The sequence below is a fragment of the Spirulina sp. CS-785/01 genome (assembly GCF_028330525.1).
Classification (GTDB): domain Bacteria; phylum Cyanobacteriota; class Cyanobacteriia; order Cyanobacteriales; family Spirulinaceae; genus JAQMSD01.
Window position 1 is genome coordinate 1 of record NZ_JAQMSD010000173.1, and the last position, 6,667, is coordinate 6,667.

Here is a 6,667-nt window from a genome sequence, read left to right on the forward strand (position 1 = left end):
AACGCACCCTACGGGATGGCTTTGTACAGTTTATGGTGCGTTACACTTCGTTAACGCACCCTACGGGATGGCTTTGTACAGTTTATGGTGCGTTACACTTCGTTAACGCACCCTACGGGATGGTTACGAGCTTGTTAGATTAAACCAACCGCACGGAAACCTTTGTACAGGATAACCGCAACGGCAGTAAAAGCAACTAAAATCCCTAAGTAGGCAGCAACAGCCATGAATAAAACTCCTTAAATACCATAAACACGGTAATATTGTACCGTTTTGGTACTCCCACTCGAAACTTGTTATCCTGAATTGCTCATGAATGCTGAACCCCAAACCGTTGAAACTCGCCACAGTGCAACTGTCCAAGAAACTCTACGGGTGAATCTCCCCCAAACGGCTTATGATATTGTTATCGCGCCGGATAATTTACTGCAACTGGGGGAACGCTTGCTCTCTCTCTCTTTAGGCAAGAAAATTTTATTACTGTCTAATCCGGAAATTTTTGGCTATTATGGCGAACAGGCCATTACTTCTCTACAACAAGCTGGTTACGAGGTCGCCACCCATATTATCCCCCCAGGAGAACAGTATAAAACTCTAGAGTCTATTCAAGGGGTCTATGATACGGCATTGGAGAACCACCTAGAACGCAATTCTACCCTCCTCGCGCTAGGGGGTGGGGTGATTGGAGATATGACGGGGTTTGCGGCGGCGACGTGGCTGAGAGGGGTGAATTTTGTACAAGTGCCTACTTCTCTGTTAGCGATGGTGGATGCGTCGGTTGGGGGGAAAACAGGAGTAAACCATCCCAAGGGAAAAAACCTGATTGGGGCATTTTATCAGCCTAAATTGGTTTTAATTGACCCGGCAGTGTTAAAAACGTTACCAGACCGGGAATTTCGGGCTGGAATGGCGGAGGTGATTAAATATGGGGTAATTTGGGATCGGGAGTTGTTTCTCAAGTTAGAAGTGTCTCACCGTCTTGATCAGTTTGAGTATCTCACCCCAGACTTGTTACAACTGATTTTAATCCGGTCTTGTCAAGCGAAAGCGGATGTGGTTGGTGAGGATGAGAAAGAAGCGGGGTTACGGGCAATTTTAAATTATGGGCATACGATTGGTCATGCTATTGAGAGTTTAACGGGATATCAACAAGTTAACCACGGGGAAGCGGTGGCGATTGGTATGGTTGCGGCGGGGGAAATTGCGGTACAACTAGAATGGTGGAGTCGGGAGGATGCCAATAGACAAAAATTACTGATTGAAAAAGCGGGACTTCCTACGCAAATTCCCGCAGATTTAGACCCAGAGGCGATTTTAGCAACCTTGCGAACGGATAAAAAGGTCAAAGACGGCAAAGTTCGTTTTATTTTACCCACAGAAATTGGTAAAGTGACGATTAGCGATCGGGTTTCCCCAGACATCATTGAACAGGCAGTCATCAGTAATCAGTAACCAGTTCAGCACTTCCAGAAGGGTTTATGCAATAACCCCCGCTTGTTGATGTTTTTTGGGAGCGGTGCATTGCATACGCTCCAGAAGGGTTTATGCAATAAACCCCTACTGGCTACTTTCATCTAATAATTCCCGTAATTGTTGTTGTACGGCAGGATTAATGGACAGTCGGCCTTTTTCAATATCCCGGACCCAACTTTGACTCTTACCGATAAACTGGGCTAAGTCTCGCTGACTCCACCCCTTTTGTCGCCGTTTTTCTCTAATTTGTTCACGGGTGAGGGAGGGGGTTTCGGGTTTGCGTTTTCTTTGTCGTTTGAGGCGAGGTTTTTTGGCCTCTTTTTGCCAGTCTGGGGCTAGGTTAAACTGGGCAATGCGGGCTTTCATTAAGCGTTGCCATTTTTTCCGGGGACTAGCGGCTGTGATACTCTGATCATTTTGGGCATCGGCAATCCAAAAATCAACGGCGGCTTCGCTTTCTTCGGGAATGGCCGCTACTTTAGCCCAAAAGGGTTGAATGTCCACGGGATAGGTTTGGGAGTCAAAGACGGGTTGTACACCACAATGGGTTAATGTTTCTAGGTCCCCTTCGTAGCGGTGTAGGAGGGTTTTGCGCCATTCGCGATCGCGTTTTGCCCGTTTTAACCCCTGACTCCCATAGGCCACCCCCATCAAGGTTTCTACTTTGACGGGTTGATTGGGTCCTACTCTCAATTTAAACAATAACCACACCAACATTCCCATGGCCCCTTCATGTTGTTGCCAGTATCGCATCACCGACTGTAACACCCGCAGAGGTAAGACTCCCCGTTGAAAATAAGCGGTTTTCTCTCGGGCCTTCTGACGGTTGAGAAACCCGTGGGCCCAACGGCCAGGCCGAATGCGAAAGGTTAACCCCACCACTTGCGACTCCTCCTCTGTGTTGCGGATACAGTGATGCTGCATTTCTACTAAATGCCAAATTTGGTCTTCTTCTACGGTGACGGGGGGAATGGGGCCTCGTTGCGGCCAGTGAAGGGATACGGTAATTTGATCGAGGGGAAAGGCTAGTTGTTTGAGTAATAAGAGTTTGGCGGCTTTGGTTAAGTCTTTCCGTTTATCTAATCCTAAATAGGTTTCGAGTTGATCACTACTGACGACAAATTCCTCTTGCCAAGGTTGGTGTAAGGTGGTGGCATAGGCCGCATAGATTAAATGTAAACACACTGCCCGTAAATCAAAGGTTTTTAGGACTTCTGTGGCGGTTTCTGGGGGGAGATGGTAGTCGGTGGGGTTGGGGGAGAGGGGGGCGGTTTTGGGGAGGTTGGGGAGTTGGGTTATATGAAAGGCGATCGCATTTTGTTCCCCTTTCACCTCCCGTCTATAACACCAGTTTCCCCCTTGATCAACATCCCAGGCAATATTAGTCCTCTGGGCTAATATATTCGACATTTCCCAGATCCCCAAGCAGGAGGCAAAGGGATGATTTCTCCCATTTAAGAATAAATCGGGACTGAGGGATAAATCCCAGTCTAGTTGTTTATAGCGGCCTCGTTTACTCGAAGGTGTCGGTAAGGGTAAGGCCGGACACGCTTCTAAACACAATGTCCGAGACACAGTAGCATTCCTCTGAGGAGGAAGAATGGGGCAATTGGCATAGGAAAATTGACAACAGACTGAGTGATCGGACATGATATTTACGAAACGAGTTCATTTCAGGGGACTTAGGCGTTCTGAGTCCAGAAAGAAATCAGTGTAACGGTTGATGAGGATGCGTTTCTAGATGGGGGGTTCTAGATTCAATATGTCATAAAGCAGATATCGAAAATGTTAGCAATGAGCATTTTTTCTTAAACGCCGTTGATCTCCGGAAATCAAAGGGTTTGAATGGAGTATTTTGGACTTGAGGAACAGGAATAGAAAGAGTAGTCAGATCACAACGACAGGTCAACCCATTTCCTAAAAAAATTCACAATTTCTGCCTAATTTCCCCAATTTTGAGACCTTTAATTTTTGTTAAGAAATCTGTAGAGCTTGCTGAAGAAGTGTTCATTTGCTTGTGAGGCAAGAGAGATGGGAGTCGGGAGATAGGGGAGGTGGGGGAGATAGGGGAGGTGGGGGAGATGGGGAAAACAAAAATATATATATTATTCCCTCTTCCCTATTACCTGTTCCCTATTCCCTTGTTCACCAACAACAATTGTTAATTGTTAATTGTTTATTGACTAAAACGGAGAGGGAGGGATTCGAACCCTCGGTACGGAGTTCACCGTACAACAGATTAGCAATCTGCCGCTTTCGACCACTCAGCCACCTCTCCAAGGCGACAATATATTATTATAAGCGATTCTCTCCCGATCCTGTCAACGGTTCGCTGAATCTTTTTTCTGCAATCGCTGCGGTTGTCGCGTTAAGCGGGTTAAACGCCTTAACGTTTGCTGTAATTCCGGAAGGTTGGGGGCTTTTTCCCCATATTTCCATTGTAAATAGGCGTTGATAATTACTGTAACTAGAGAATGGAGACGCTGGGGAGTGCCTTGGGAGAGAGTGGCCGCATATTCTAAGGGGGTTTGGGCTGGGTGTTTAGGATAGCCTGCTTTTGCGAGACGATGGAGCATTTTACGGTAAATTTGCTCAACAGGGGGGAGTTTGCGGAGACGACGGAAGGCTAACCAGTCGCGGAGTTGTTGCCAACTGAGCCAACTGGCAAAGATCATGGCAATGATGACGACAATGCCACTGAGAAGACCGATCGCGCTACTAGAGAGAAACTGCCACAAGCGACCCGCCATGGTCAACAGTCCCCCCATAATAGTGGTCCAGAGATACCCTAAAAAGCCAGTGACAGGGGAAGGAAGCCAACCGGCCACCCATTGCCAAAACTGTTTCACCACCCCAAAGGCTTCCGTATCTTCCACAGAGGGAGGATATAAGGGATAACCGGGCCGAGGATCAAAGGAAAACCAGCCATATTCCGGGAAAAAGACCTCCGTGAGGGGATAAGCGTCCACATTCCGCACCAAATAAAAGCCTGTAAAGGGGTTAAATTGCCCTGTAGCATAGCCCACACTCACACGAGAGGGAATCCCCAAGGAACGGAGCATCACGGCTAAAACCGTGGGAAAATGGTCAATATAGCCCCCTTCAAATTTAAACAAAAAGGCTTCCACTAAATCCTCATCCTCCTCTAAAGCAAAGATCGGGACTTCGCTATAGTTTTGTTTGAGAGCTTGGGCGAGAAAGAGAGCTTTTTCGTAGGGACTGGTAATGGGCTGGGATGCGGTGGCCAAGAGTGCTTCGGCTTTTTCCTTAACTCGCGCTTTCACACCAGGGGGGAGTTGTAAATAATATTTCTCGGTGGTGGAGTTGTAGTTAGTGGGGGCCTGACGGAGCAGGGTGCGATCGCGCAATAACACATCCGACACCACCGTATAAGTTAAATCCTCCGTTAAGGCCACCGGGGCCCGAATACTCCCTTCAGGATCAATCGCCACCTCTGGAGTCGGAAAATACAAAGCGCGAGATTGATACAACGCTGGGACTAAATTGGGCAACTCCTCTAAAATCGTATAAGTTTGGATCACCGTGCGAGTATATTTCTCCGAATAGGGGGCCGCCAAATAAAACCGATAAGTCCAAGACGGTCGATCAATGGTCACAAAACGATCTTCCCTAGAAATATCCCACCCCGTCCCCGTATAACGGTCAAAAGCCAACACCCGCCAAAACCCCGGTGCTTGGGATCTCACCCGCATCACCACCTTGGGAGTCGGCGGTTGACTCCGGGGTTGGGTGAGGTCAAATTCCTCTTGAAACCCGTAATACAGCGCGTTTTCCTCCTCTGCGGTCCCCCCTTCTCCCGTAATACTCTCCTCCTCCGTCGTGCCGTCTCCCTCTTCCTCCCCACTCCCAGGCCGCAGAATCCCCCGATTAAACTCATTAAACCGTTGATTCTCCATAAACGAGGAACTACTCACAGGCATCGTTTGTAACTGATAACCAGGAAAACGGGGAAATAAAGCAAAAATAATCAATCCTGCGCCAACTGTCACCCCAAAAAGTAAAAGGAGACGGGGGAGAGACAGAGGAGAATAAGGCCGCCGTTTTTGACGAGGAGAGGGAGTCGTAGCGGGGGATTGGGTTTGGTCAAACCCCAAACGGGAGCGATAATCGAGAATCAGGACCGGAATGGCAATGGCCAGAAACACCACCAACAACGGTGCAAACGTCAACGTCTCACTAATTGTGCCAGCCACCCCTAATAAAATTAACCCAATCACCATCGAATAGCCCAAATCCCGCCGACGGGGGAGATCAAAACTATGTAACACCTGAAGATGAATCAATAATTGGGCTAACACTAAACGAGTATCATTCAAATTCGCCAGTAAATTATCGAAAAAATACATTAACGCCACCAACATCCCCATTGCAATGAGAAACTTAGTAGCAATATTCCGTTTCTCCCGTCGTTGCCAACTCCAAGCGGCCCCCACAAAACTAAGCGGAATGGCCCAAACACTCATACTCGTTTCCGCCGCAATATCCGTGGCCACTATTCCCACCGCAACCAATGCCTGGACCCCCACCCGTAACCCAATGGACTCTTCAGGTTTAGGTTTCGGGATAGCTTGGAGACGCTGCCAAACTTCGCCAATGCCAGGAATTTTTCGGAGTTGTGAGGGAGTCATAATGGGCAATAGGGAATAGGGACTAGAAATTTTTGGGAAAAAATCGACGGGTTATCCTGATCCAACCCAAGAAAGTCCGTATCAGGGAATAGAAACCTGACACGGATTTTTTGTTATGCAAACTTATTTTACCCTATTACTTTTGAGCTTACTAGCTCTGGTTCCCGTTGCCAAGGTAGGCAGTACAGAAATTGCTTCTTTACAGCCCCCTATCTCCGAGAAAACTACGGCTTCCGATGGTAACATTTGCGATGACGAATGCAGCGATCGCGGCAGTGGCCGACGGAGTTACAGTTACCAAGAAAGTAGTTTAGAAAAGGAGCGAGGCAGTGGACGACGCGAAGTTGATACCCCGGCCCCCAAAAAACTCCTCCAAACCTAATTCTACCCCATAAACAATCATCAGGGACACCCAAGCGAGTGTCCCATTTTTATTGTATTTGTTATTTGTTCTCCCCCAGAGAGAGGAGAGAGAATAGAGGAGAGAGGAGAGAGAATAGAGGAGAGAGGAGAGAGAATAGAGGAGAGAGGAGAGAGAATAGAGG

The 6,667-nt window shown here is 47.8% G+C and carries 5 protein-coding genes and 1 tRNA gene; 2 read left to right on the plus strand and 4 right to left on the minus strand.

Features of this window, described 5'->3' with window-relative positions; translation table 11 throughout:
* Nucleotides 1-134 precede the first annotated feature (134 nt).
* On the minus strand, nucleotides 135-227 hold the full coding sequence (gene petL, locus PN462_RS23525; RefSeq protein ID WP_443029144.1) for a cytochrome b6-f complex subunit PetL: 93 nt from the start codon (nucleotides 225-227) through the stop codon (nucleotides 135-137).
* Between the two features lie 85 nt (nucleotides 228-312).
* Between petL and aroB the strand changes: the two genes are divergently transcribed.
* Nucleotides 313-1,452: a 3-dehydroquinate synthase gene (gene aroB, locus PN462_RS11365; protein ID WP_272128333.1), complete on the plus strand. Its 1,140-nt coding sequence runs from the start codon at nucleotides 313-315 to the stop codon at nucleotides 1,450-1,452.
* Nucleotides 1,453-1,557: 105 nt separating this feature from the next.
* Here the strand turns inward: aroB and PN462_RS11370 are convergent, their stop codons facing one another.
* The 3 genes from PN462_RS11370 to PN462_RS11380 all read right to left on the minus strand — a co-directional run bounded on the left by PN462_RS11370 (nucleotide 1,558) and on the right by PN462_RS11380 (nucleotide 6,122).
* Nucleotides 1,558-3,123, minus strand: coding sequence for a helix-turn-helix domain-containing protein (locus PN462_RS11370; protein ID WP_272128335.1), 1,566 nt, complete (start codon nucleotides 3,121-3,123; stop codon nucleotides 1,558-1,560).
* A 539-nt stretch (nucleotides 3,124-3,662) separates the two neighbouring features.
* A tRNA-Ser gene (locus tag PN462_RS11375) sits at nucleotides 3,663-3,751 on the minus strand.
* Nucleotides 3,752-3,794: 43 nt separating this feature from the next.
* Entirely contained in the window at nucleotides 3,795-6,122 is a 2,328-nt protein-coding gene (locus tag PN462_RS11380; RefSeq protein WP_272128336.1) for a transglutaminase TgpA family protein, read from the minus strand.
* A gap of 115 nt (nucleotides 6,123-6,237) precedes the next feature.
* Between PN462_RS11380 and PN462_RS11385 the strand changes: the two genes are divergently transcribed.
* On the plus strand, nucleotides 6,238-6,504 hold the full coding sequence (locus PN462_RS11385) for a hypothetical protein (protein WP_272128337.1): 267 nt from the start codon (nucleotides 6,238-6,240) through the stop codon (nucleotides 6,502-6,504).
* Nucleotides 6,505-6,667 lie beyond the last annotated feature (163 nt).